At 52.8% G+C, this 23,358-nt stretch carries 23 protein-coding genes; 18 read left to right on the top strand and 5 right to left on the bottom strand.

Translation table 11 applies throughout. From position 1 onward, the window contains the following. The first annotated feature begins 16 nt into the window (after positions 1-16). The 4 genes from ATY27_RS16205 (at position 17) to ATY27_RS16190 (ending at position 7,616) form a co-directional block, all read left to right on the top strand. Entirely contained in the window at positions 17-2,302 is a 2,286-nt protein-coding gene (locus ATY27_RS16205) for a catecholate siderophore receptor Fiu (RefSeq protein WP_208931641.1), read from the top strand. A gap of 64 nt (positions 2,303-2,366) precedes the next feature. Beyond that, positions 2,367-3,047 (top strand): Fe2+-dependent dioxygenase, encoded by a 681-nt coding sequence (locus tag ATY27_RS16200; protein ID WP_208931640.1) that lies wholly within the window; start codon positions 2,367-2,369, stop codon positions 3,045-3,047. A 113-nt stretch (positions 3,048-3,160) separates the two neighbouring features. Further along, entirely contained in the window at positions 3,161-4,042 is an 882-nt protein-coding gene (locus tag ATY27_RS16195; RefSeq protein ID WP_208931639.1) for an ABC transporter ATP-binding protein, read from the top strand. Positions 4,043-4,052: 10 nt separating this feature from the next. Continuing rightward, positions 4,053-7,616 (top strand): M1 family aminopeptidase, encoded by a 3,564-nt coding sequence (locus ATY27_RS16190; protein ID WP_208931638.1) that lies wholly within the window; start codon positions 4,053-4,055, stop codon positions 7,614-7,616. Positions 7,617-7,719: 103 nt separating this feature from the next. On the opposite strand, the gene ATY27_RS16185 is transcribed toward ATY27_RS16190, so the two are convergent. From ATY27_RS16185 to ygfZ, 4 genes are all read right to left on the bottom strand, one after another. Further along, positions 7,720-8,217 carry a CreA family protein gene (locus ATY27_RS16185; RefSeq protein ID WP_208931637.1) on the bottom strand — a complete coding sequence of 166 codons (498 nt, stop codon included), beginning with the start codon at positions 8,215-8,217 and terminating at the stop codon, positions 7,720-7,722. 103 nt (positions 8,218-8,320) lie between these two features. Beyond that, positions 8,321-9,352: a DUF2804 domain-containing protein gene (locus ATY27_RS16180; RefSeq protein WP_208931636.1), complete on the bottom strand. Its 1,032-nt coding sequence runs from the start codon at positions 9,350-9,352 to the stop codon at positions 8,321-8,323. A 150-nt stretch (positions 9,353-9,502) separates the two neighbouring features. Further along, complete coding sequence (locus ATY27_RS16175) at positions 9,503-9,991, bottom strand: peptidylprolyl isomerase (protein ID WP_208931635.1); 489 nt, start codon at positions 9,989-9,991, stop codon at positions 9,503-9,505. A gap of 7 nt (positions 9,992-9,998) precedes the next feature. Continuing rightward, positions 9,999-10,973 carry a tRNA-modifying protein YgfZ gene (gene ygfZ, locus ATY27_RS16170; protein ID WP_208931634.1) on the bottom strand — a complete coding sequence of 325 codons (975 nt, stop codon included), beginning with the start codon at positions 10,971-10,973 and terminating at the stop codon, positions 9,999-10,001. A 145-nt stretch (positions 10,974-11,118) separates the two neighbouring features. Between ygfZ and ATY27_RS16165 the strand changes: the two genes are divergently transcribed. The 3 genes from ATY27_RS16165 (at position 11,119) to ATY27_RS16155 (ending at position 12,216) form a co-directional block, all read left to right on the top strand. Further along, positions 11,119-11,370, top strand: coding sequence for a succinate dehydrogenase assembly factor 2 (locus ATY27_RS16165; RefSeq protein WP_208931633.1), 252 nt, complete (start codon positions 11,119-11,121; stop codon positions 11,368-11,370). 3 nt (positions 11,371-11,373) lie between these two features. Then, entirely contained in the window at positions 11,374-11,856 is a 483-nt protein-coding gene (locus ATY27_RS16160) for a hypothetical protein (protein WP_208931632.1), read from the top strand. 66 nt (positions 11,857-11,922) lie between these two features. Further along, complete coding sequence (locus ATY27_RS16155) at positions 11,923-12,216, top strand: hypothetical protein (RefSeq protein WP_208931631.1); 294 nt, start codon at positions 11,923-11,925, stop codon at positions 12,214-12,216. Between the two features lie 65 nt (positions 12,217-12,281). Here ATY27_RS16155 and nadB read toward each other — a convergent pair whose 3' ends face one another. Next, entirely contained in the window at positions 12,282-13,883 is a 1,602-nt protein-coding gene (nadB, locus tag ATY27_RS16150) for an L-aspartate oxidase (protein WP_208931630.1), read from the bottom strand. A 258-nt stretch (positions 13,884-14,141) separates the two neighbouring features. Between nadB and rpoE the strand changes: the two genes are divergently transcribed. From rpoE to acpS, 11 genes are all read left to right on the top strand, one after another. After that, complete coding sequence (rpoE, locus tag ATY27_RS16145) at positions 14,142-14,717, top strand: RNA polymerase sigma factor RpoE (RefSeq protein ID WP_208931629.1); 576 nt, start codon at positions 14,142-14,144, stop codon at positions 14,715-14,717. Between the two features lie 25 nt (positions 14,718-14,742). Then, positions 14,743-15,384: an RseA family anti-sigma factor gene (locus ATY27_RS16140; RefSeq protein ID WP_208931628.1), complete on the top strand. Its 642-nt coding sequence runs from the start codon at positions 14,743-14,745 to the stop codon at positions 15,382-15,384. A gap of 2 nt (positions 15,385-15,386) precedes the next feature. Then, a complete protein-coding gene (locus ATY27_RS16135) occupies positions 15,387-16,343 on the top strand; it encodes a MucB/RseB C-terminal domain-containing protein (RefSeq protein ID WP_244151340.1) in 957 nt (318 codons plus the stop codon). Positions 16,344-16,442: 99 nt separating this feature from the next. Beyond that, positions 16,443-16,976 carry a SoxR reducing system RseC family protein gene (locus ATY27_RS16130; protein WP_208931627.1) on the top strand — a complete coding sequence of 178 codons (534 nt, stop codon included), beginning with the start codon at positions 16,443-16,445 and terminating at the stop codon, positions 16,974-16,976. 127 nt (positions 16,977-17,103) lie between these two features. Further along, positions 17,104-18,903 carry a translation elongation factor 4 gene (lepA, locus tag ATY27_RS16125; protein WP_208931626.1) on the top strand — a complete coding sequence of 600 codons (1,800 nt, stop codon included), beginning with the start codon at positions 17,104-17,106 and terminating at the stop codon, positions 18,901-18,903. 137 nt (positions 18,904-19,040) lie between these two features. Continuing rightward, complete coding sequence (gene lepB, locus ATY27_RS16120) at positions 19,041-19,904, top strand: signal peptidase I (protein ID WP_208931625.1); 864 nt, start codon at positions 19,041-19,043, stop codon at positions 19,902-19,904. An 8-nt stretch (positions 19,905-19,912) separates the two neighbouring features. Continuing rightward, positions 19,913-20,584 (top strand): ribonuclease III, encoded by a 672-nt coding sequence (gene rnc, locus ATY27_RS16115; protein WP_208931624.1) that lies wholly within the window; start codon positions 19,913-19,915, stop codon positions 20,582-20,584. Continuing rightward, positions 20,577-21,494, top strand: coding sequence for a GTPase Era (gene era / locus ATY27_RS16110; protein ID WP_208931623.1), 918 nt, complete (start codon positions 20,577-20,579; stop codon positions 21,492-21,494). Before rnc ends, era begins: the two co-directional genes overlap by 8 nt. Then, positions 21,494-22,198 (top strand): DNA repair protein RecO C-terminal domain-containing protein, encoded by a 705-nt coding sequence (locus ATY27_RS16105; RefSeq protein WP_208931622.1) that lies wholly within the window; start codon positions 21,494-21,496, stop codon positions 22,196-22,198. The genes era and ATY27_RS16105 overlap by 1 nt, the downstream gene beginning before the upstream one ends. A gap of 38 nt (positions 22,199-22,236) precedes the next feature. Continuing rightward, complete coding sequence (gene pdxJ, locus ATY27_RS16100) at positions 22,237-22,968, top strand: pyridoxine 5'-phosphate synthase (protein ID WP_208931621.1); 732 nt, start codon at positions 22,237-22,239, stop codon at positions 22,966-22,968. After that, entirely contained in the window at positions 22,968-23,345 is a 378-nt protein-coding gene (gene acpS / locus ATY27_RS16095) for a holo-ACP synthase (protein ID WP_208931620.1), read from the top strand. Before pdxJ ends, acpS begins: the two co-directional genes overlap by 1 nt. Positions 23,346-23,358 lie beyond the last annotated feature (13 nt).

Raw genomic sequence — 23,358 nt, 5'->3', positions numbered from 1 at the left:
TTATAGGGACCTGACGATGTCGTTCATTCAATCGAAAAAACACAACCAACCTTTCCCGGCCGCTCTGGCCTCGGCGCTGATGCTGGCAATGCCGGCTGCTTATGCACAGGACACCGGCAAGCTGGCAGAAGTCGAAGTTAAAGGCAGCACGATTTCAACCGAGCTGATTGCCGAGAAAGCCAGCTCCGCGAAGCAAGTAAAACCGTTGGTGGATACTCCGCAGACTATTGTGGTATTGAAGAAAGAGTTGTTCCAACAGCAGCAGGCCAACTCGCTGTCTGACATCTTGCGCAATACCCCGGGTATCACCATGTTGATGGGCGAAAACGGCAACACCGCGACCGGTGACTCGATTTTTATGCGTGGTTTTGATACGCAAAACAGTATTTATATCGACGGCATCCGCGATTTAGGCACTATCAGCCGCGACACTTTTAACACTGAACAAGTGGAAATCGCCAAAGGCCCGGCCGGCGTGGATAACGGCCGCGGCGCATCTTCCGGTTATATCAATATGAGCAGCAAAGCGGCGACACTGGATAGTTTTATCACCGGCAACGCGACCATTGGTTCAGGTTCACACAAACGTGTCAGCGCCGACGTGAACCAGACGCTGGCTATCGACAACGCCGCTATCCGTGTCAATTTACTGCGCCAAGACAGCGGTGTTCCGGGTCGTGATGTGGTCGAAAACAATATCACAGGGATCGCCACTTCGCTGGCGTTTGGCCTGAACACTGAAACCCGCACCACGCTGAACCTGCTGCATGTGCAGCAAGACAATGTTCCGGACGGTGGCGTGCCGACTATTGGTCTGGAAGGCTTTTACAGTGCCGCTATTGCCACAGCATTCCCAAATAACACGGCACCGGCTTTTGGCAAAGTGGACCGCGAAAGTTACTACGGCAGCAAAAACGATTTTGACCATGTGGTGGCCGACATGCTGACACTGAAGGTTGAACATGATTTTTCTGACAACGTGAAACTGCAAAACACCAGCCGTTACGGTGTGTCGTCGCAGGACTATATCCTGACCGGCATCAATACCGGCAACGGCATCACAGTGCCGGCAGCGACCAAAAATGATTTGAACACCTGGACAGTGAACCGTAACCGTCAGGGCAAAGATCAGCAAAACCAGCTGCTGATTAACCAGACCAACCTGAATGCCACGCTGCAGCAAGGCAGTCTGACGCACAACATTGCATCTGGCATCGAATTTAGCTTTGAAAGCCAGCTGAACTACACGCTGGGCTTACCGACCGGCACGACTCAGGTCAACGCTAATTTGTACAACCCATCGACCGCTGACGTGTTCGCATTACCAGTCCGAACCGGCGCAAAAACCGACGGTAATACCAGCACAGCAGCTTTATACATGCTGGATACCATCGATTTAACGCCAGAGTGGCAGGTCAGTGCCGGTGTGCGTGCTGAGCACTACAACACTGATACAAACCTCATCACAGTACAGGGCACGGCAACACCGCAGACTGTTCCTGTAGGCACACTGGTCGCTTCTGAAGCGCGCAAGTCTGACAATCTGCTGAGTTACAAAGTGGGTGCCAACTATAAGCCAACAGAAAATGGCTCTGTATATCTGTCCTACGCCACGTCACAATTGCCACCAGGCGGCACTAACTTCTCGCTGAGCACGGCTGCAACGAACCAGAATAATCCGATGCTGGAACCGCAAAAAGGCACTAATCTGGAACTGGGCACCAAGTGGCAGTTACTGGATAAAAACCTGTTTGCGACCGCCGCCTTGTTTGAAACCGTCAATAAAAACGAACTGGTGCGCGATGACCTGAACACTTACGTACCGGTCGGTGAAAAAACCGTGCGGGGTCTGGAGCTGGCGTTGGTAGGCTCTCCATTACAGAACTTTGAACTGAACGCTGGTATCGCGCTGATGAACCCGAAAATCACCCGTGGTGCTTTGTACAGCAGTGCGCCAACCGATGGTGGTGTGATCCAGTGGACACCAAAAACGACGTTCACGGTTTGGGGAACTTATACGCTGGAAAAACTGAAACTGGGTGGTGGCGCCCGTTATATGGATTCTGTCGCCCGCTCCAACACGACAAACCTGGTGGCAGCAACAAGCTCGATGTTGGAAGTGCCAGATTATTGGGTGGTTGATGCGATGGCAACCTATGAGGTCAATCCGTCTGTGACAGTGCAATTTAACCTGTATAACCTGCTGGACGAAGAATACGTGCAGTCGCTGAATAACGGCGGTGGTCGTTATCACCAGGGCGCACCGCGTTCGGCCAAGCTGGGTGTGAACTTTGCGTTTTAAACCGACCGAAGTTAAATAGTACATAGGCAGCCCAGTGGGCTGCCTGTTCGCATTGAGGTAACTGATGTTATTACATATTCCCGCAGTTCTGACCAAAGCTGAAGTGGCTGAGTTTCGCCAGTTGCTGGCGCAAAGCCATTGGACCGATGGCCGCGCCACAGTCGGGCCGCAAGGCGCTTTGGTCAAACATAACCGCCAGTTACCGGTTGACAGCCCGCTGGCGCGCGAGTTGGGCGCGTTGATTTTACAGCGTTTGTATCAACATCCGCAGTTTTTATCGGCCGCGTTGCCGCTGCGCACTGTGCCGCCATTATTTAACGCTTACAGCGGCGGCGAGCATTATGGCCTGCATGTCGATGGCGCCATCCGGATCTTACCAGGCAGTACCTTGAGTTTGCGCACGGACGTCTCGTCGACGTTGTTTTTATCGGAACCGGACGAATATGACGGCGGCGAGCTGCAGGTCATCGACACTTACGGCGAACATCAGGTCAAACTGCCGGCCGGTGATTTGATTTTGTATCCGTCGACCAGTTTGCATCAGGTATTGCCGGTCACGCGTGGTGAGCGGGTTTGCAGTTTTTTCTGGAGCCAGAGCCAGATCCGCGACGACGCCAAACGCGCTTTGTTGTATTCGCTCGATCAGCAAATCCAAAGTCTGCGTCAGCAATTAGGTGACAGCAGCGAAGTGCTGGCGCTGACCGGGCATTATCATAATTTACTGCGGATGTGGGCTGAGCTCTGACGCTGGCCCCGATGCCGAAATATTCGACACACTTTGTAAAGGTATTTCACTGGGCGTGAGTGACGCCCTTTGGCATGCTGTACTGGTCTTACTTCGCCAGGAACAGAGCGGCCATGCTAAAAATTACAAATTTATCCAAAACTTACGATAACGGTGTCAAAGCGCTGCAAGACGTCAGTCTGCAAATTCCGAAAGGCATGTATGGACTGTTAGGCCCGAACGGCGCCGGTAAATCCAGTCTGATGCGTACTATCGCGACCCTACAGGCGGCCGATAGCGGCAGCATTCAGTTTGGCAATATTGATGTGTTGAAAGACCCGAACGCCTTGCGCCAGACGCTGGGGTATCTGCCACAGGACTTTCAGGTCTATCCGCGCATCAGTGCCTTTGATTTGCTTGAACATCTGGCGGTTTTAAAAGGTCTGAATGAGAAAAGATCCCGCCGTGAAACCGTGGAAGCCTTACTGGCACACACTAATCTGTATCAACACAAAGACAAAGCGGTCAGTAGCTTTTCTGGCGGTATGCGCCAGCGTTTTGGCATTGCGCAGGCGCTGCTTGGCGATCCCAAACTGTTGATTGTTGATGAACCAACCGCGGGTCTGGACCCGGAAGAACGCAACCGGTTTCATAACCTGTTAGTCAGCCTTGGTGAAGACAAAGTCATTATTCTGTCGACGCATATCGTTGATGACGTCGCCGAGCTTTGTCCACAAATGGCAGTGCTGGCGGGCGGGCAAATCTTATTAACCGGCAACCCGCTGACCTTAGTTGATGAGTTGCAGGGCCAGGTCTGGACCAAAACGGTCAGTCAGGCTGAGGCGCTGGAACTAGAACAACAATTACCGGTGATCTCTAAACGCCTGTTTGCCGGCCGGACAGTGTTGAATGTATTTGCTATCAGCCAACCAGCAGGGTTCAGCCCTTGTGCGGCTAATCTGGAAGACGTGTATTTCTCTTGTTTGCATCAGGCGCGTCAGCGCCAGTCTGCGTGAGGACGCCATCATGTTCCTGCAGATGATCCGGTTTGAATGGCGCTATTATCAGCGTCAACCGTCGTTTTATGTCACCGCGTTGTTGTTCTTCCTGCTGGCGTTTTTTGCCACCGCGTCGGATAACGTGCAGATCGGCGGTGGTGGGGTCGGCGAAGTCTGGGCCAATGGGCCTTTTGTCGTGACCCGCACTGTCAGCGTCATGCTGATTTTTGCCATGTTTCTGGTGGTAAATTTTGTCAGCAGTACAGCGCTGCGTAACCATACCCACCTGATGGAAGAGCTGGTTTGTACCAAACCGGTGCCGCCGCTGCCATATCAGCTTGGCCGTTTTATCGGTGCTTATGCGGTGGTGGCGGTGGTGTTTGCCATGGTGCCGCTCGGCACACTGCTGGGTTCGTTAATGCCCTGGGTCGACCAGGAACGATTTGGCCCGACGGTGCTGAGTTATTACCTCGATGCCTATCTGATTTTTGCCTTGCCGACTTTGTTTGTGTTATCGGCGCTGTTTTATACCATCGCCAACAAATTCAAGTCGATGCAGGCGATGTATCTGATCGCAGTGGTGGTGTTTGTGTTGTATCTGATCTCTGGCAGTTTTGCCCAGACGCCGGATTTCCGCACGCTGGCGGCGTTGCTGGACCCCTTTGGGCTGCGTTCCTTTGCCGACGTATCGCGTTACTGGACCATCGCTGAGAAAAATACCCTGCAAGTCAGTTTCAGTGGGGTTTTGCTGCAAAACCGGTTGCTGTGGGTGGCGGTGGGTCTGCTGTTACTGGCCGCTTTTGGTGGTTTGTTCCGGCCGCTGGCGCTGACCGCCAAAGCCCGTGCCGGTAAAGCCAAAGCCGCACTGGCAGTGCCGGTGTTTGACATGCAGCAGTTGCAAACCAAAGCACAAGCTCCGTCGGCGCTGGCACAATTCGCCGTGCGTCTGCGGTTTGAGCTGAAACAGGTCCTGTTCAGCGCGCCGTTTTTTATCCTGCTGCTGATTTGTGTGTTTAACCTGCTGGCGCCGCTATTTGCCCCACAACGCTTTTACGGCACATCCGACTGGCCGCTGACGCAGACGATGATAGAACTGATTGTCGATTCCGGTGGACTGTTGCTGGTGCTGATCCTGACTTATTACTGTGCCGAAGTAGTCTGGCGTGAACGTACTCAGGGCATTGGCGATATTATCGATGCCACGCCGGTCAGTAACATCGTATTGTGGCTGTCAAAAATACTGGCCGTCGGCAGCGCCATGCTGCTGATGTATGCCGTGTTTGCACTGACCACTGTGATTTATCAGCTGCTCAAAGGCTTCGATGATTTGGATGCGATGCAGTATCTGGTACGGCTCGGCTATTTTAACTTCCTGCCGTTTATGCTGACTGTGGTGCTGGCGTTTTTAATTCAGGTATTAAGCCCGAACAAATATGTTGGTATGGGCGTGTTTGTACTGTATTTCATTCTGACGCAGGTGCTGGATGCCTGGGGTTTTAATCACCGCATGTGGCATTTTGCCGCGTCACCAGCGGCGCCGTTTTCTGATCTGAACCGGTTTGGCTGGACCTTAACCAGCCATAGCTGGTACATGCTGTATTGGACCGGTTTTACCGCCATCTTATTTGTGCTGGGCTTTGGCATGTTCCAGCGCGGGCCTGCCCAAAGCCTGGCCGTGCGGTTTTCTCAGCTGCGCTATCAGATCGGTGCTACCGGTCAGCTGGTGATCCTGACTGGCAGCCTGATATTTGTCGGCAGCGGCAGCTGGATTTATTACAACACCCGTGTGCTGAACCAATACGACAGTGCCGAGCAGCAAAAAGATTTACAGGCCGATTATGAAAAAGCCTATAAAGCCGGTGCGGATGATCCCATTCTGGTCGCCAGTAAAGTGGAAGCTTTTGTTGATATTTATCCGGCCGAGCGACGCGTTGATGCCCGTATCGAACAACAGCTGGTGAACAAATTCGATAAACCGGTAACGAAAATGCTGGTGAACTGGCCGAAATACACCCGCACGCTGGAGATCATCGCGCCGGGCGCCAGTTTAGGGCCGCGTGACAATCGCCTTGGCACGGCCTGGCTGGAATTCAGCACGCCGGTGCAGCCCGGCGCCAGTATTGCGATGACGGTGAAACTGAGTCGCACCAATCCGGGCTTCCAGGACGATGATATTGATGTGGCTGTGGTCGAAAACGGCACATTTATCAACAACATGGATTTATTGCCGCAGTTTGGTTATAGCGCAGGCTTTGAGCTGGTCGACCGGCATGAACGCAGTAAACGCGGTTTGCCACCGGTACAGCGCGCGCACAAACTGGAAGACAGCAGCCGTTATCACGAAAGCGGGTTTGGCCGAGCCGAAGATTTCATTGATTTCAGTGCGACGGTCTCAACGGCGGCCGATCAGACCGCATTAGCGCCGGGTTATCTGAAAAAACACTGGCAACAGGATGGCCGCAGTTATTTCCGCTATGAAATGAATGCACCGATGTTTAACTTCTACTCATTCCTGTCGGCCCGGCTGGCGGTGAAAAAGCAGGATTATCAGGGCGTGTCGCTGGAGGTTTATTACCACCCGCAACATCACTGGAACATCGATCGGATGATGTTATCGATGCAGGATTCACTGGCTTACTTCAACACAGCCTTCTCGCCGTATCAGCATCAGCAGATGCGTATTATTGAGTTCCCGGGCTATCGTGATTTTGCCCAGTCCTTTGCCAATACGGTGCCGTACTCAGAAGGCATTGGTTTTATCAATGACTTACGCAACCAAGACAGCATCGATATGCCGTATTACGTCACCGCACACGAGATGGCACATCAGTGGTGGGGCCATCAGGTCGGTACCGCCAATGTGCAGGGCAGTGCCGTGATCCCGGAAACTCTGGCGCAATACAGCGCGCTCAGGGTGATGGAAACCAAATATGGTCAGGCTAAACTGCGCAAGTTCCTGAAGTACGAACTGGATCGTTATTTACGCGGCCGTACCGAAGAGCAAGTCGAAGAGCAGCCGCTGCTGCGCGCGGAAGGCCAGGGTTATATTCATTATCGCAAAGGCTCTATTGTGATGATGGCGATCAAAGATCGTATTGGTGCGGCGCGCGTGGATGCCAATCTGAAAGCGTTTTTGCAGGAATTTCAGTACAAACAAACGCCGTATCCGACCACTTTGGATCTGATGCGGCATTTAACGGCGGGTGTCAGTCCTGACGATAAAACCTTTATTGAACAGCAGTTTAATCAAATCACTTTATATGATCTGCGCTTGCTGGAGCTGAATAAAACCGAGCTGCCGGATGGCCGCTTACAGCTGGACCTGACGATCCAGGCGGCCCGTCTCAGTGCCGACGGCAAAGGCGTTGAAACAGAGCTGCCACTGGATGAGGCTATCGATATTGGCGCTTTCAGTGCCGATCCGGATGAATTTGCCGCCGACAATCAGCTGTTGTATTTAGAAAAGCACCGGCTGAAATCGGGTAAGCAGCAAGTCAGGGTTGTGGTCCCTAAAGGCACCACTTATATCGGTGTTGATCCGCTGATTAAGCTGATTGACCGTGATGCGGCGGATAATATCCGTAAGCTGTAAGCTGTAAGTTGTTGTAGTAACAACAAACCCGCCAGTTGGCGGGTTTGTTTATTCAGGTACACGACAAACGCATCAGCGCGCTGTGATGGGCGAAGTTGCCCTGTTATTTGCTGGCTTTTGCTGCCAGCTGTTGCGCTTCGAGCTCTTGCCAGGCTTTGCTGCCCCACAGCGGTACTGTGGTCAGTGAGTGTTTGTCACTGCCGGCACTTTCTTTGGTCGAGTACGACAGATATACCAGCGTTCTGTTATCAGCATCAAAAATTCGTCTGATTTTCAGATGTTTAAACAAAATGCTTTTTGATGCGGTGAAAATGACTTCGCCGGATTTGGATTTGTCGATTTTACTCAGCATCTGCGCGGTGATTTCACCGGTCTGGCGACAGGCGATCGACATATCAGACGGATCTGCCAGCGATAAATCGGCTTCAACATGACTGATATGGCAGGTAACGCCGGGGATCGCCGGGTCGTTAAAAGTCTGAATTTTAATGTCTTTGGTGGTAAACAGTCCAAGGCTGACGTCGCCGACTTCTTTCGGTGAACAGGCCGTCAGCGTGGACAGAGCCAGCACTAAACCAAGCAGGCGCGGGGAAAAATTCATAGTCACTCCTTTTTATGAACAGTATTTTTTATCTCATCAGGCACGGGCCAGACCGGGTTGGTTGGCTGCACCTGTGTGTTGAATATTTGCTAGGAACCGCTATTTACCACTTCGCATAGTGATCTTCAGCCAGCCCCAGACAATTCTGCAACTGCAACAGCTGGCCATCGCGTAAACGCACTGTACCATTGTAATGGCCGACATATTGGCGGAAATTACTGGCTAGTATTCCAAGCTGCAGTTTTTCCTGCCGGCAAAAATCGGCGCTAAAGGTTAAATCGACTTCGCCACATAATGTCGTGACACGCCACGGCGTGTTTTGACCGCGATCAAATTCAAACCGGGCCGGACTTAAATGCTGGATCTGGCCGTCATACCACAAAGCATTTTCAGTGAGGCCGGTTTCATTGACACCAGCGGCCAAGTTCAGACCAAAAGCGTGGCCATGTTGCAATGTGTTGATGGAGCTCCAGCGCCAGCTGGTTTCGCGGCGCATAAAGCCAGCGGAGAAATCGATGCCGCCGCGCGCACTTTGTACATCAAGCGCCTGACCGTCTAACAGCAAGCTGCCACTGACGCGCAGTGCGTTGTTTTTTTCTGTATAGGTCCAGCCGTTGTAGCCGGTCGGGGCGGCCAGAGCCATTGGTGGTTGCTGGTCAAAATCCAGTCGCAGATCTGCGGTCAGTCCACCAGCCTGCACCCGTAAAGTCCAGCCGGTTGCTGCGCAGTCTATCTGCCATTGCGTCGAACCTTTGCCCATTTTCGCTGCGCCCTGTTGCGGGGAGTCGCTGAGTAAACAGCCAAAACCTAATGGCGCCAACAACGAAAATTCCCGGGTCGGCTTGCCCTGCTGATACAGATAAGCAAAGCCGGAGCAGACGTAACGCACATCGGCAATCGCCACAGCCAGCAGCCAGTCGGGGCCGCTGACACAGACAAACTGAAACTGCTTATAGGCAAAATGCTGAGCCAGACGGCTGACCGGTTTGTCCATCACCGAGTGCAGTCTGAAGGCGGCAACGTTAAGGTTGGCAACGGACGCGTCAAACAGGCCTTGCTGCAGCTTGCCATGATGGTCAATCAGCGTCGCAGGGGCAGGGCTGACAATGGGCTGGTAACGCAGAGACGGGGACATCGGTTTTATCCGGCAGTGATGATGTCTGGTTTATAACAGTTTTTTCTGGTCTGACCAAGCGGGTCATCTGTGGGATTTTGTTTTGCAGGTCATTGCGGCAATGGGAAGGAAGATAGCGGGCCGCCGCGAATTGGCCGCCCGCCGGAATGCTTAGTCGTGACCGGAATGACCGTCCATGCCGTGTGCATGACCGTGTGCCAGTTCATCAGCAGTGGCATCGCGCACCACTAATACTTCGACTTCAAACGTCAGGTCAATGCCAGACAGCGGATGATTGCCGTCGACAACCACTTCTTCATCAGTCACATCCAGCACAATCACGGATTGTTCGTGACCATCCGGGCCTGCGGCGCGAAAACGCATACCAACAGCCACGTCCATGCCTTCAAACAGTGCGCGTGGTACTGACTGTGTCAGCTCGTCGTGACGCTCGCCATAGGCATCGGCAGCGGCGATTGCGATTGTGAATTTATCACCGGCCTGTTTGCCAGTCAGCGCTTGCTCCAGACCACTGATCAGTGAACCAGTGCCGTGGATAAACACCAAAGGCTCGGCGCCAAAAGAGCTGTCGAGTTCGTTGCCATTGGCATCGCTGACGCTGTAGTGCATGGCGACGACTTTATTTTGTTGAATAGTCATGAGGACCTCAGGGGGTGATTGAATAAGGTAAAGGTTGTAATTGTAAGCTGACATCCGGCTCTGTCGCCAGTCGGAAATGGTCGGTTGCGCTGATATCATTCGGTAAAACGGCCAGCAGTTGCAGCTGCCCCTGAATGTTCACCGCATTCACCACTACACCGCTGCGCCGCCAGTTCTGCTCCAGTTGGATCTCGAGATCGCTGCCGGCGACCGGCGTATGGTCGGTGTCGGCCTGCAACAGGTACATCGCACGTTTATTTTTGCCGAGGTATTTCATCCGCGCCACCATTTCCTGGCCCATATAGCAGCCTTTGGTGAAGCTGATGGCATCTAAAGCCTGCAGGTTCAGCTGCTGCGGCACATATTCACCCAGTAATGGCTGTTCCAGATAAGGGATACCGTGCGCGATATGCTGTGCCAGCCAGCGCGTTGGCGCCGCCATCAATGCCTGCTGTTGCTGCCACAGGGCTTTGGCCTCATCAATCGCCAGCACCAGTAAAAAGTGATCGGCTGCCAGGCCTAATAAGTAACCACCTGCGATGGCTTGTTGCTGGCCAATCGCCGGTTGCGGGTAACCCAGCTGGCTGAGCAGAGCGGCACTGTCGGCACCGCCGATGCCGAAGACGGCATATTGATCCTGCACTTCAGTGAAACTGATTTTGGCAAAGACACCGTATTTTTTCAGTTGGAGTAGTGATGCCTGCAGTTCGTCACGAAATGCCAGCCACAGTAAATCGTCGCCGGCTTGCAATAAGTGGAAGGTGCTCCACATTTTGCCTTTGGCATCACAGTGCGCACCTCGCAGGAAACGTTCAGCACTGACTTGTGTGACGTCACAGGTGACCTGACCCTGCAGAAACTTTTGTTGATCGGCGCCGCTGATTTTCAGTAAATGAAATGCAGGCAGCGGGCTGATAAAGGCCGACGACAGATTATTTGACAGCTGAGCCAGTTGCTCAGCGCTCATCCAGAAACTTTGCATAAAACCGCCGGGCTCCCGACCAAAACCGTTCACAATGGCCAGATCATTGGGCGTTCCCGGCAAAAGCACAACCCCTGGCCGGATTTTTTGTTAGAATTTGGCTTCGGGCTGCACAGCAGTTCAACGCAGTAAATACAGGAATGTTATGACCACATTAATGATTAAACCAAGATTACGCTGGGCCTGCCGTCGTGGCATGCTCGAGCTGGATGTGTTACTGGCGCCGTTTGTTGAACACGGTTATGACGCCCTGACAGAGCCGGAAAAACACATTTTTGAGCGCTTGCTGGCGTGTGATGATCCGGACCTGTTTGCCTGGTTTATGGGGCATGCGCAAGCGCCGGATCCACAGTTACAGGCACTGGTACAGGTGATCCTGAATCGGGTTCGGGTGTAACCAATGCAATGCCGGCAACTTGCTTTGCAGACTTCTGCCTGGCCACGCCGGTTATGCTGGATGATGTTGATGCTGGCGTTATGGTTCGCCTGGTCTGGCTCCGGCTGGTTTGCATCTGCGACCGCGCCCTGGTGGCTGCCATGCGGTTGGTTGCCGGTATTTTATTTGTTATATGCGGCAACTGAACCGGCTCCAGACTTAGTACTAAGCCTGGAGCCAGCGTTACAGCTGCGCCGTTATAGCACCGCAGAGCCGCCGGTGCTGCAGGCCGAAGGCGGGCAATTGCTCGCACACAGTCTGATTTGCTGGCTCGGTGTCTGGTTGGTCTGGCAGACAGCTGACGGCCAGATCAGGCGTTGCTGGCTATTTCGTGATGCATTTTCCGAAAGTGATTTTCGTACGCTGGCCCGCACCCTGTGCCAATTGCGTTGGCAGCAACGCCAGTTGCAATCCACCGCACAGCTGCGCGATGTATCACAATGGTAGCGTTAATCGCTGTATAGGGCCGTCGCCGCACTGCAGCATCTATTCTTTTCCGCGCAAGGAGCTGTTATGAGTTTTGTTGAACTGGTCGGTTATATTCCGGCGATTATTTTTCCGGTTGCGACCTTAATGCAGCTGTTCCATCTGCTGCGCACCAAAGAATCGGCCGGTGTGCCGGCGCTGACCTGGGCCGCTTTTGCGCTTGGCAACATCAGTCTGTATATCTATGCGGAAAAATACTTTGAGTTGCAGTCCATCCTTGGTCAACTGGCGACTGCTGCGTTGCAGATTTACGTGGTGATGCTAATACTGAAATACCGGAAAAAACCGGCGGTCGCTACTGACAGCGCAACGCCGCTCTAGGCATTAGGGTCACAACAAAAAAGCCGGAACTGAATTCCGGCTTTTTTGTGCAACAGGTACTGAGATCACTCGGGTTTTAAAATCGTCGGGCTGCTGTGTGCCGCCTGCTCCGGATAATCCAGCGTGTAGTGCAGGCCGCGGCTTTCTTTGCGGCGCATTGCGCTTTTGATAATGAGTTCCGCCACCATGGTCAGATTGCGCAGCTCCAACAGATTATTGCTGACCCGGAAATGCCGGTAGTATTCCTGAATTTCGCGTTGCAGCAGTTCAACCCGGTGTAACGCCCGTTCCAGCCGTTTGGTGGTACGGACAATGCCAACAAAGTCCCACATAAACATCCGCAGTTCGTGCCAGTTATGGGTGATCACTACTTCTTCATCCGAGTTACTGACCCGGCTTTCATCCCAGGCCGGCAGCTCTGGTGTGGCCGTTGAAGTTGGCCATTGTTGCAGGATATTGCGCGCCGCACTTTGCGCAAACACGACACATTCCAGCAGTGAATTACTGGCCATCCGGTTAGCGCCGTGCAGACCGGTATAAGCCACTTCGCCAATCGCATACAGATTCGGGATATCGGTTTGGCCGTTCAGGTTGGTCATCACGCCGCCGCAGGTGTAATGCGCAGCCGGCACTACCGGGATCGGCTGTTTCGTGATGTCGATACCAACACTTAAGCATTTGGCATAAATCGTCGGGAAGTGTTCGATGATAAAATCTTTTGGCTGGTGGCTAATGTCCAGGTAAACACAGGCGACGCCCAGGCGTTTCATTTCAAAGTCGATGGCGCGGGCGACAATATCCCGCGGCGCCAACTCGGCACGCTCATCAAAGTCCGGCATAAAACGTGTGCCATCAGGCCGTTTTAAATAAGCGCCTTCGCCACGCATCGCTTCAGTAATCAGATAATTCTGCGCGTCGGGGTGATACAGACTGGTAGGGTGGAACTGATTAAATTCCATGTTGGCGACACGGCAACCGGCGCGCCACGCCATTGCAATGCCATCGCCCGAGGCGACATCCGGATTGGATGTATACAGATACACTTTGCTGGCTCCACCGGTCGCCAGAGCAACAAAGCGGGCGGCAATCACTTCGACCTGCTCGTTGTCGCGATTCCAGACATAAGCGCCGTGACACTTATTGCCTTCGATGCCGAGTTTGGTATCGGTGATGAGGTCGATGGCGTTGTAGTTCTCCAGCAAGCGGATATTGGGATGGCGGCGCACCTGATCGACCAGTGTGATCTGGACCGCACGGCCGGTCGCATCCGCTGCGTGTAAAATCCGCCGGTGACTGTGGCCACCTTCGCGGGTCAGGTGATACTTCAACACACCATCGTCATCGCGATACTGGTCAAATGGCACACCTTGTTCAATCAACCATTCCATCGCGGTTTTGGCGTTTTCAGCAGTAAACTGCACGGCCGCATCTTCACAAAGGCCGGCGCCGGCAATCAGGGTGTCGTTGACGTGTGAAGCAATACTGTCGTTTTCGTCGAACACTGCGGCAATACCACCTTGCGCATATAAGGTCGAACCTTCGCGCAGCGGGCCTTTACTCAGCACTATGACATTTAAATCTTGCGCAAGCTGCAGCGCCAGGCTCAGGCCTGCTGCGCCACTGCCGACAATTAAAACGTCACAGCGATGTTCTTTTTGATGATGCATGCGATACACTTACCCGACAAAAAACAGGATCTTAATCAGATCTGTTGCCTTTTAGCCGCCGTTCGGACGGCCTGCAGAATGCAAATGATCTGAACGAAAAACGCCTTTTTATGCCAAAAAACAGCATGGCGATCATTTTATTGTAACTTTTTTATCGGTGAAACCGAACTTTTTCCGCAGCCCTTCATCTGAGTGAGTACGCTTGAGAAGAGCCAATGACATTTTAAAGCAGTAATGAGACAGGGGAATGGCTCCCAGATGAGCGAGCAAGAATTAGATTGGCAGATTGTCCAACGGGTGCAACAAGGGGATAAAGCTGCTTTTAATTTGCTGGTCAGAAAATATCAGCACAGATTGGCGAACTTAATCTCAAGGTATGTCTCTAATCACGGCGATGTGGCTGATGTGGCACAAGATGCTTTCATCAAAGCGTACCGGGCACTGCCCGGATTTCGTGGCGACAGCGCCTTTTATACCTGGTTGTACCGGATCGCTGTAAACAGCGCTAAAAATTACCTGGTTGCCAACGGCCGCAAGCCGCCGTCAACTGATGTCGATGCTGAAGATGCCGAATCTTATGAAGGCAGTGACGCATTAAAAGTACAGGACTCGCCGGAAAAGTTATTACTGACCGAAGAGATCCGTCAGGTGGTGTTCGATACCATCGAAAAGTTACCGGAAGAATTACGCACGGCGATTACCTTACGTGAGTTGGATGGGCTGAGTTATGAAGAGATTGCTGAAGTGATGGGTTGTCCGATTGGCACCGTCCGCAGCCGTATTTTCAGGGCCCGCGAAGCGATAGATACCCAGTTGAAGCCACTTATTGGCTGATTTATCAACGAAGACAGGAATTAGTATGTCGTCTGAACATCAAGAATGGCTTTCTGCAGCCAGTGACAATCAAAGCGTCAGTGCGCAGCAGCTCGATTCGTTATTGTCTGATCCTGATCTGCAGGCCAGCTGGTTGCGTTACCAATTAGCTGGTACTGTGCTGAGGCAGGAGCTGACACCTCAACTCGATATTCACTTCGCCGATCGGTTCTCGGCAGTGCTGGAACAGGAAGAAGCTCACCAATTAGTGGCGGAAACTGTGCCAGTGTTGCAACCAGTGGCTGCTAATGCAGTGACCGGCTCGCAACCTGCGGCTAACCAGGGCTGGTGGAAAATGCTGATGCAGGGCGCTATTGCGGCCAGTGTCGCACTCGTCGCTGTAGTCGGTGTGCAACAAACGCAACAAAAACCGGATGATGCGCTCACCACACCACTACCGGTATTGCAAACCAGCCCAATCGGTGGTGTCGCGGCGCCGGTCAGTCTGAGTCAGACCTCAGTTGAATCGCGTTTTACGCCGCAGCAACAGCAGCTGCAGCTGGAACAGCAACGTCGTCTGCAGGAACTGATGCAGGCCCGTCAACAACAAATCCGACTGATGGAACAGGCTGCTGCGCAGCAGGCGAAAAACGCTGCCGCGGACGAGGGTAAAGGTCAGCAGCAGTGAGATTGAGCCGGGGAAGTTGGTTAGGCAGGCTGTCCGTCAGCCTGTTATTGGCAGTGTGCAGTCTGTCGGCGCAAGCCGACGACTGGCAACAATTCGAACGGACCCAACAAGCGGTCCGTAAATTCAATTTTGACGTGTCTTTTGTCCAGGTTCGGCCGAACCAACTGATCACTTACCGCTGGTTACATGGTCTGCATGAACAATCTGGTGCCTTGTCTGTGCCACTTGAACTGGAGCGGTTATTGCTGCAAGACGGCGTCGGTACCGATACGTTCCGCCGCGGCGACAAAGTCTATTACGCCGCGCCGGATGCGCCGGTCATAGTCACGCAAAACGACTCGATCAAAGAACTGCCGGCGATATTGTTTGAACCTCTGGCCGTGATCAAACAGCTTTATGACATAGTGCCAGGCAGCAGTGTACCGCTGTCGGGGCGTACCGCGCAGTTATTACGCCTCAGCGCACGGGATGCCAGCCGCTACAGCTATTGGTTGTGGCAGGATGCTGAAACCGGCTTTCCGCTGCGGGTCGATACCGTCGACGAGCAAAATGAAGTGCTGGACCGTTGGATGGTGGTGCACCTGCAATTAAAAACCAGCTTGCCACCTGAACTGCAAAGCCTGATCAGCGCACAGCTGCCGGAACAACCTCACGCACTGGTCAGCCGCCCGGCGCCACAGGATCAGTTTAAATTAAACTGGATCCCACCCGGTTATCAGTTATTGGCTGAGCAGGCGCCGATCAGCACGCGCAGTGTGCCGGTGCTGGCGAACTGGCTGCTCAGTGATGGCTTGCATCAAATCTCCGTGTTTGTGCAGCCCACCGCACGGTTACCACAGCAACAGCTGCGCGACGGCGCTGTGACCATTCTGGTGACGACGCAACAAAATCTTGATGTGACAGTGATTGGACCATTACGACCAGAACTGGCGGCGAAGCTGGCTGCGTCTGTCGAATAATCATCTATGACTGCAATGCTATGGCTTTATTGGCCATAGCATTGAGTTCAGCCTGTCACTGCTCTAAAATCGACAGCCTATCCTGCGCCGGTGTAAGTCATGACAAATTCCCCAGAAGACAAATCCTGCCACAGTCCGCAGCAAAACGATGAGTCGGCGTCACAACGGCTGATAGTCAAAGCAACCGTTGTACGTCAGGATGCGGGCGGTGTCTGGCTGTCGACACCGGTCTCAACCAGCTGCAGCGGTTGTCAGCAACAAGACAGTTGCAGCAGTGGTCTGGTGGCAAAAGCGTTGCCCGTACGTCAGCAACAGTTGTTTTTAGCGCAGAGCCCCGACTTATTACCCGGACAGCAAGTGGAGATCTGTGTAGAGCCTGGCGCTGTATTAAGGTCGGCGTTGATGGTGTATCTGCTGCCTCTCAGTGTTTTTATCGCTGCACTGGCGCTTGGACATCTGCAGTCGTGGCACGAACTGCTGCAGCTTGGCTGTGCTGTGGTCAGCACAGCGCTGACATTGTGGTGCGTCCGGCGGGTTGAGCTGGGGCGTGCTGATCAACTCAGTGTGCAGTTAGTGCGGGTCCTGCCAGACATCAGTGTATTGCAACAGCCGGCAGACGGCGCGCCGGCTTGAAGAACACAGTGCAAGCATTTGGGAATTAGAGTACAATTCGCGGCAATTTTAATCTGCCGCAAGGGGCAGCGGCATTGTCGCCTGCCATATCTCTTGCTGCTTTACAGCTCAGTTTTGATTGGAAAAAATGTCTAAAATATCTCATATCCGTAACTTCTCGGTCATTGCACACATCGACCATGGTAAATCGACTTTATCAGATCGGCTGATCCAATTCTGCGGCGGTCTGTCTGACCGTGAAATGCAGGAGCAGGTGCTGGATTCCATGGACCTGGAACGTGAGCGTGGCATCACGATCAAAGCGCAAAGCGTGACGCTGAATTACAAAGCCAAAGATGGCGAAACTTATCAGCTGAACTTTATCGATACACCGGGTCACGTCGACTTCACTTATGAAGTCAGCCGCTCGCTGGCCGCCTGTGAAGGCGCCTTACTGGTTGTAGACGCCGGTCAGGGCGTAGAAGCGCAGACAGTCGCGAACTGCTACACCGCGCTGGAAATGAATCTTGAAGTATTACCAGTCCTGAACAAAATCGACTTACCGCAGGCTGAGCCTGAGCGCGTGGCCGAAGAAATTGAAGATATTATTGGCATTGAAGCCATCGGCGCTGTGCAATGTTCAGCCAAAACCGGCCTCGGTATTGAAGATGTGCTGGAAACTATTGTCAAAGGCATTCCATGCCCGGAAGGCGATGTGGACGCGCCAACGCAGGCGTTGATCATCGATTCCTGGTTTGACCCGTACCAGGGCGTAGTCTCACTGGTCCGCGTCAAACACGGTAAAATTCAGGCCAAAGACAAAATCAAAATTATGTCGAGTGGTGCTGTGTATGAAGTCGACAAAGTCGGTATCTTCACGCCAAAAGCCACCAATACCGGCATTCTGAGCACCGGCGAAGTCGGGTTTATCATTGCCGGTATCAAAGAAATCAAAGGTGCACCGGTTGGCGACACGCTGACGCTGGCGAAAAACGCCGCGACAGAGCCGTTACCTGGCTTTAAACGCATCAAGCCACAGGTTTATGCCGGCGTGTTCCCGGTATCATCAGACGATTACGAAGATTTCCGTGACGCTTTGGAAAAACTCAGCTTAAACGACTCTTCATTGTTTTATGAACCAGAAAGTTCCGGCGCCCTAGGCTTTGGTTTTCGCATTGGTTTCCTTGGCATGTTGCACATGGAGATCATCCAGGAACGACTGGAACGCGAATACGATCTGGATTTGATCACGACTGCGCCAACAGTAGTGTACGAAGTGCTGACCAAAGGCGGTGAGCTGGTGATGGTCGACAATCCAAGCGACCTGCCACCGGTTGGCAACATCGATGAAATTCGCGAGCCGATCGTCGAAGCACACATTCTGGTGCCACAGGAATACCTGGGTAACGTGATTAACCTGTGTATCGAAAAACGCGGCGTACAGATGAATATGACGTACCACGGTCGTCAGGTTGCGGTGGTTTATGAACTGCCGATGGCCGAAGTAGTGATGGATTTCTTCGACCGGTTAAAATCAACCAGTCGTGGTTATGCCTCGCTGGATTACGCTTTCAAGCGTTTCCAGGTATCTGATATGTCACGGGTTGATATCTTGATCAACGGCGAGCGCGTCGATGCACTGGCGATTATCAGTCACCGTGATTTTGCTCAGGGCCGTGGCCGTGAGCTGGCGGAAAAACTGAAAGAGCTGATCCCACGGCAGATGTTTGATATCGCTATCCAGGCCGCGATTGGCGCGCACGTCATTGCCCGGACCACGGTTAAACAATTGCGGAAAAACGTACTGGCCAAGTGTTATGGCGGCGATATCAGCCGGAAGAAAAAGCTGTTACAGAAACAGAAAGACGGTAAAAAGCGGATGAAGCAAGTAGGGAACGTGGAAGTTCCACAAGAAGCCTTCCTCGCTATTCTGAAAGTCGGGAAATAAGCAGCCCAGCCCGGAGCCAGCCCAGGCCGCGCTCCGGGTCTTACAGCTGGTAACAATAAAGTCCATCACGGCGCTCGCCAGCGCCCTGCAATTTTCAGTAAGCTCAGAACGTTTTCTGAACGAGGAACCTTAATCTCATGGCTGGATATTTTGCAATTCTGTTAGTAGTCCTGACGCTGGTGTCAGGTCTGATTTGGTTAATTGACACGTTGTTGTTCAAACCAAAACGTGAAAAAGATGCACCGCTGCCTTATGCCGCGGAAACCGCGCGGGATATTTTCCCGTTAATTGCCATCATCACTATTTTCCGTTCATTCATTTACGAACCATTCCAAATTCCATCCGGTTCGATGATGCCGACGTTATTGGTTGGCGATTTTATTCTGGTCGAAAAGTTTTCTTATGACGTCAAAGATCCGGTCTGGCGCAGTACTTTGCTGGAAACCGGTAAACCTGAACATGGTGATATTGCTGTGTTTAAATATCCGGAAGATCCAACTTCAGATTTTATCAAACGGGTCATTGGTCTGCCGGGCGACAAAATTATTTATAAAAACAAGCAGCTGTTTATCCAGCGCGCTTGTGACAAAGCCAGCAACCAGCCGTGCCCGACGGTAGAACCGCTGCGGCAGGAATTTAACAATGAAGGTGAGTTTTTCTTAGGACCATACCCGCTGAAACGCTTTACCGAGCAGAATCTGACGAAGTCCTATGACATCCTGCAAAATGCGATGTTGCCGGAACCGATCCATAATTACTACCGTCAGCCAGGCGTGGCGAGTAACGAATTTGTCGTCCCGGATGGCCATTATTTCGTCATGGGCGATAATCGTGATAACAGCCGTGACAGTCGGTATTGGGGTTTTGTACCGGAGCAGAATCTGGTCGGCAAAGCGGTGTTTATCTGGATGAGTTTTGAATTCAGTGAAGATCCGAATCACTGGTTACCCAGCTGGGTACCGGTTGGCGTGCGGTTTGAACGCCTTGGCACTATTGAATAAGGTCGGGAATGTTACCTCCTTTAAGTAAACTTGAGAAAAAGCTCGGTTATCAGTTCAGCAACAGCGCTCTGCTCGAGCAGGCGCTGACGCACCGCAGTTGTAAAGGCCAGCACAATGAGCGGCTGGAGTTTCTTGGCGATGCCATATTAGGTTTGGTCATCGCTGAGGCGTTGTTTCAGAATTTCCCGAAAACCCGTGAAGGCGATTTAACCCGGATGCGGGCGTCGTTGGTCAAAGGCGTGACGCTGGCTGAGATCGCGAAAGAAATGGAAATTGCCCAGCATTTGCGGCTTGGCCCCGGCGAGCTGAAAAGCGGTGGTTCGCGGCGTGAGTCAATCCAGGCTGATGCGGTGGAAGCCGTGTTAGGGGCGATTTACCTCGATGCCGGTGTCGAAGCCTGTAAAGAACGGATTCTGCATTGGTTCGGCAGCCGGTTACACAGCATCGAACCCGGCGTACAAAAAGATTCAAAAACCTTGTTGCAGGAATACCTGCAAGGCCGGCGTCTGGCGCTGCCGCAGTATGATGTGGTGGCGGTGGAAGGCGATGCCCATGATCAGACCTTTACAGTGCGCTGCACTGTGGCCGGACGTGAGGCGGTGCAAGCCAGCGGCAGTTCAAGACGCAAAGCCGAGCAGGATTGTGCTCAGGCCATCCTGGAGCAATTAAAACATGAATGATCTGTTACAAGAAACCGCTGGCGATACCTTCGCCGGCCTGGTCGCCATTGTTGGCCGGCCAAATGTGGGTAAATCGACATTGCTCAATCAGTTGATTGGCCAGAAAGTCAGTATCACGTCGAAAAAACCACAAACCACCCGCCACCGTATTGTCGGTATTGATACCGTTGGCAAATATCAGACGGTGTATGTCGACACACCAGGTCTGCACAGTGAAGAAAAACGTGCCATTAACCGTCTGATGAATAAAGCGGCTGCCACCTCGATTCTGGATGTCGAGCTGGTGGTGTTCGTGGTGGAAGGGACGCGCTGGACCGACGATGATCAGATGGTATTAAACCGTTTAATTGTGGCGAAAAAGCCGGTGATCCTGGCAGTGAATAAAGTCGATTTATACAAAGACAAAGAAGAGCTGTTGCCACATCTGCAATGGCTTGGCACACAACTGCAATTTCTGGAAATTGTGCCGTTGTCGGCAGAAAAAGGCACTAACGTCAGTAAATTGCGCGAGATCGTGCACACGCAGTTGCCACCTTGTGAGTTCTTTTTCCCGGAAGACTATATTACGGACCGCTCGCAACGTTTTATGGCCTCGGAAATCGTCCGCGAAAAACTGATGCGTTTTCTTGGTGATGAATTACCGTATTCGGTCACGGTGGAAATTGAACGTTTTAAGTGGGAAGAAAAACACTACCACATTGCAGCGTTGATCCTGGTTGAGCGGGACACGCAAAAACGCATGGTGATCGGCAAAGGCGGCGAGCGCATTAAAACCATTGCATCTGAAGCCCGTAAAGACATGGAAGACTTGTTTGAGCAGCCGGTGTTTTTACAAATGTGGGTCAAAGTGAAATCCGGCTGGGCCGACGATGAACGCGCGTTGCGTAGTCTCGGTTACGGCGAAGATTAATGGCAGAAGGCGCAGTCTCAGCATATTTGCTGCACAGTACTGCGTTCCAGGACCAGAAACTGATCCTGGATTTATTGCTACCGAATCAAGGCAGAGTGCGGGCAGTTGCCCGCCGGCCAGCAAAAAAACACAGCGGCCGCAGCACATGGCCGCTGTTTTGTTTGTGCTGGGTTGAACTCAGTGGTCAGGGCGAATTACGCACAGTACGCCGCATTGAAGAGCAACAGGCCGCACTGGCATTGCAAGGCGAATGGCTGTTCAGTGCTTTGTACCTGAATGAACTGATTTGCCGGTTGTTTCCTGCCAATGCGCAGGCCGATGCGTTATTCGAGATTTATCAGCACAGTGTGCAAGCACTGTGGCAGTTGCAACTGCAAGGCAATGGTCAAACCGCCAGGCCTTTGTTGGAGCAGTTGCTGCGTGAAGCTGAACTGGCATTGTTGCAGGAACTGGGCATTCCGGTGGATTGCAGCGTCGATGCCGAAGGGACGCCACTGCAACACGATGGCTGTTATCAGTGGCAGCATGAATATGGGTTTGTCGCGGCGCTGCAAGGCTGGTCCGGCGCCGATTTGCTGGCCATCAGCCAAGCCGACTGGCAGAGCAGCAGTCTGCGCTGCGCTAAACAATTAAACCGCCAGCTGTTGCGACCATTATTGGGTCAGGCACCGTTGCACAGCCGACAATTATTCCGTCAGGATTAACGCATTTAAACCACGCCTGCAGGCGTCAGGGAGATCTCATGCAACCAATTTATTTAGGCGTTAACATCGATCACGTCGCCACCGTCCGTCAGGCGCGCGGCAGTCAATATCCGGAGCCGGTGCATGCGGCATTATTGGCAGAACAATATGGTGCCGATGGTATCACCGTGCATTTACGCGAAGATCGCCGGCATATTCAGGATCGGGATGTGTTTTTATTGCGCCAGACCATCCAGACCCGGCTGAATTTTGAAATGGGCCTGACCGATGAAATGCTGCGCATTGCGCTCGAACTGAAACCACACTTTTGTTGTCTGGTGCCGGAAAAACGCCAGGAACTGACGACTGAAGGTGGTCTTGAGATCGCCGGTCAGTTTGACCGCATCAAAACTGCTGTTGATGAGCTCAGCAACAACAATATTCTGGTGTCGTTATTCATTGACGCTGACCAGCGTCAGATTGAAGCCGCTGCCCGCAGTGGCGCGCCTTATATCGAAATTCATACCGGCGCTTACGCCGACGCCACGTGCCCGAAACAGCAGAAAGCCGAGCTGGAACGCATCCGTGTGGCAGCTGAATATGCGGCATCATTGGGGTTAATCGTTAACGCCGGTCACGGCCTGCATGTGCACAATGTGCAGCCGATTGCAGCGATCCCGCAAATGCATGAGCTGAATATTGGCCATGCCTTAATTGCGCAGGCGATTTTTACTGGTCTGGGTCCGGCGGTGGCAGAGATGAAACGCCTGATGGTGGAGGCGCGCCGCTAATGGCGATCCTCGGTCTTGGTACTGATATTGTTGAGATTAGCCGGATTGAGCAAAGTCTGGCGCGCTCGCCGCGGCTGATTGAGCGGGTGCTGACGGCGGACGAGCAGGTCATTTACCAGGCTCATGCGCAGCCGGCCCGCTATTTTGCCAAACGCTTTGCCGCCAAAGAAGCGGCGGCGAAAGCGCTCGGGACCGGCATCGGCCGTGGAATTTCTTTTCAGCATTTTAATATCCGCAATGACGAGTTTGGTCGTCCGATGCTGGAATTACAGGGCGCGGCGGCTGAGTTAGCGGCGAAATTGGGCCTGCGTCAGACCTGGTTGTCAATCAGTGACGAGCAGGCCTTTGCCATGGCCACAGTGATTTTCGAATCCTGAGGCTGTGTTTTAC

The organism is Rheinheimera sp. F8 (genome assembly GCF_001518915.1).
Note: the sequence above shows the minus strand (reverse complement) of the source record. Positions and strands in the feature narration are given on the sequence as shown.

Excerpts from the sequence above, each read along its gene's own strand:
- ATY27_RS16155 (WP_208931631.1), top strand. The coding sequence starts at position 11,923 with ATGAGTTTTGTTGAACTGGTCGGTTATATTCCGGCGATTATTTTTCCG.
- ATY27_RS16205 (WP_208931641.1), top strand. The coding sequence starts at position 17 with ATGTCGTTCATTCAATCGAAAAAACACAACCAACCTTTCCCGGCCGCT.
- ATY27_RS16160 (WP_208931632.1), top strand. The coding sequence starts at position 11,374 with ATGCAATGCCGGCAACTTGCTTTGCAGACTTCTGCCTGGCCACGCCGG.
- ATY27_RS16185 (WP_208931637.1), bottom strand. The coding sequence starts at position 8,217 with ATGAATTTTTCCCCGCGCCTGCTTGGTTTAGTGCTGGCTCTGTCCACG.
- rnc (WP_208931624.1), top strand. The coding sequence starts at position 19,913 with ATGTTACCTCCTTTAAGTAAACTTGAGAAAAAGCTCGGTTATCAGTTC.
- ATY27_RS16105 (WP_208931622.1), top strand. The coding sequence starts at position 21,494 with ATGGCAGAAGGCGCAGTCTCAGCATATTTGCTGCACAGTACTGCGTTC.
- ATY27_RS16190 (WP_208931638.1), top strand. The coding sequence starts at position 4,053 with ATGTTCCTGCAGATGATCCGGTTTGAATGGCGCTATTATCAGCGTCAA.
- rpoE (WP_208931629.1), top strand. The coding sequence starts at position 14,142 with ATGAGCGAGCAAGAATTAGATTGGCAGATTGTCCAACGGGTGCAACAA.
- ATY27_RS16130 (WP_208931627.1), top strand. The coding sequence starts at position 16,443 with ATGACAAATTCCCCAGAAGACAAATCCTGCCACAGTCCGCAGCAAAAC.
- ATY27_RS16180 (WP_208931636.1), bottom strand. The coding sequence starts at position 9,352 with ATGTCCCCGTCTCTGCGTTACCAGCCCATTGTCAGCCCTGCCCCTGCG.
- ATY27_RS16175 (WP_208931635.1), bottom strand. The coding sequence starts at position 9,991 with ATGACTATTCAACAAAATAAAGTCGTCGCCATGCACTACAGCGTCAGC.
- ygfZ (WP_208931634.1), bottom strand. The coding sequence starts at position 10,973 with ATGCAAAGTTTCTGGATGAGCGCTGAGCAACTGGCTCAGCTGTCAAAT.
- ATY27_RS16200 (WP_208931640.1), top strand. The coding sequence starts at position 2,367 with ATGTTATTACATATTCCCGCAGTTCTGACCAAAGCTGAAGTGGCTGAG.
- nadB (WP_208931630.1), bottom strand. The coding sequence starts at position 13,883 with ATGCATCATCAAAAAGAACATCGCTGTGACGTTTTAATTGTCGGCAGT.
- lepA (WP_208931626.1), top strand. The coding sequence starts at position 17,104 with ATGTCTAAAATATCTCATATCCGTAACTTCTCGGTCATTGCACACATC.
- pdxJ (WP_208931621.1), top strand. The coding sequence starts at position 22,237 with ATGCAACCAATTTATTTAGGCGTTAACATCGATCACGTCGCCACCGTC.
- ATY27_RS16165 (WP_208931633.1), top strand. The coding sequence starts at position 11,119 with ATGACCACATTAATGATTAAACCAAGATTACGCTGGGCCTGCCGTCGT.
- acpS (WP_208931620.1), top strand. The coding sequence starts at position 22,968 with ATGGCGATCCTCGGTCTTGGTACTGATATTGTTGAGATTAGCCGGATT.
- era (WP_208931623.1), top strand. The coding sequence starts at position 20,577 with ATGAATGATCTGTTACAAGAAACCGCTGGCGATACCTTCGCCGGCCTG.
- ATY27_RS16195 (WP_208931639.1), top strand. The coding sequence starts at position 3,161 with ATGCTAAAAATTACAAATTTATCCAAAACTTACGATAACGGTGTCAAA.
- lepB (WP_208931625.1), top strand. The coding sequence starts at position 19,041 with ATGGCTGGATATTTTGCAATTCTGTTAGTAGTCCTGACGCTGGTGTCA.
- ATY27_RS16140 (WP_208931628.1), top strand. The coding sequence starts at position 14,743 with ATGTCGTCTGAACATCAAGAATGGCTTTCTGCAGCCAGTGACAATCAA.